At 68.2% G+C, this 606-nt stretch carries 1 protein-coding gene and 1 pseudogene; both read left to right on the top strand.

Features of this window, described 5'->3' with window-relative positions; translation table 11 throughout:
- Nucleotides 1-202 (top strand): annotated as a pseudogene (locus tag HLH21_RS17310) (phosphate ABC transporter permease PstA); the annotation flags it as partial.
- A gap of 11 nt (nucleotides 203-213) precedes the next feature.
- Nucleotides 214-606 (top strand): phosphate ABC transporter ATP-binding protein (locus tag HLH21_RS17305; protein ID WP_182944899.1); only part of this gene is annotated, 393 nt, incomplete at its 3' end.

The raw sequence follows: 606 nt of genomic DNA, 5'->3' as shown, positions 1-606 counted from the left end.
CTCGCTGGGGAACATGAACTGGTCGCTGGACCTGGGGGCGCCGATGGCCAGCCTGCCGGTGGCGATCTACCAGTATGCGGGTTCGGCGTATGACGACTGGACGCAGCTGGCCTGGACGGGGGCGCTGCTGATTACCACGGGGGTGCTGCTGCTGAACGTGCTGGTGCGGGTCTGGAGCCACCGGACGGGCGCCGGGGAATAGGAATGCGGGACATGATGGATACGGCGATGCATGAGGCGCCGGCGGCCGAGGCCGTGGCGCCGGCGCTGGCGGTGCGGGGGCTGGATTTCTGGTATGGGGCGAACCGCGCGCTGAAGGACATCACGGTGGATTTCCCGGCAAGGCGGGTGACGGGGATGATCGGGCCGTCGGGCTGCGGGAAATCGACGTTGCTGCGGGTGCTGAACCGGATGTACGACCTGTATCCCGGCCAGCGGGCGACGGGCGAGGTGGTGTTCGACGGCCGGAACATCCTGTCGTCGGAGGTGGACCTCAACGTGCTGCGGGCGCGGGTGGGGATGGTGTTCCAGAAGCCGACGCCGTTCCCGATGTCGATCTACGAGAACATCGCCTTCGGGGTGCGGCTGCACGAACGGCTGGCGCGG

This window comes from Gluconacetobacter johannae (assembly GCF_014174305.1).
In the GTDB taxonomy this organism is placed as follows: Bacteria; Pseudomonadota; Alphaproteobacteria; order Acetobacterales; family Acetobacteraceae; genus Gluconacetobacter; species Gluconacetobacter johannae.
Note: the sequence above shows the minus strand (reverse complement) of the source record. Positions and strands in the feature narration are given on the sequence as shown.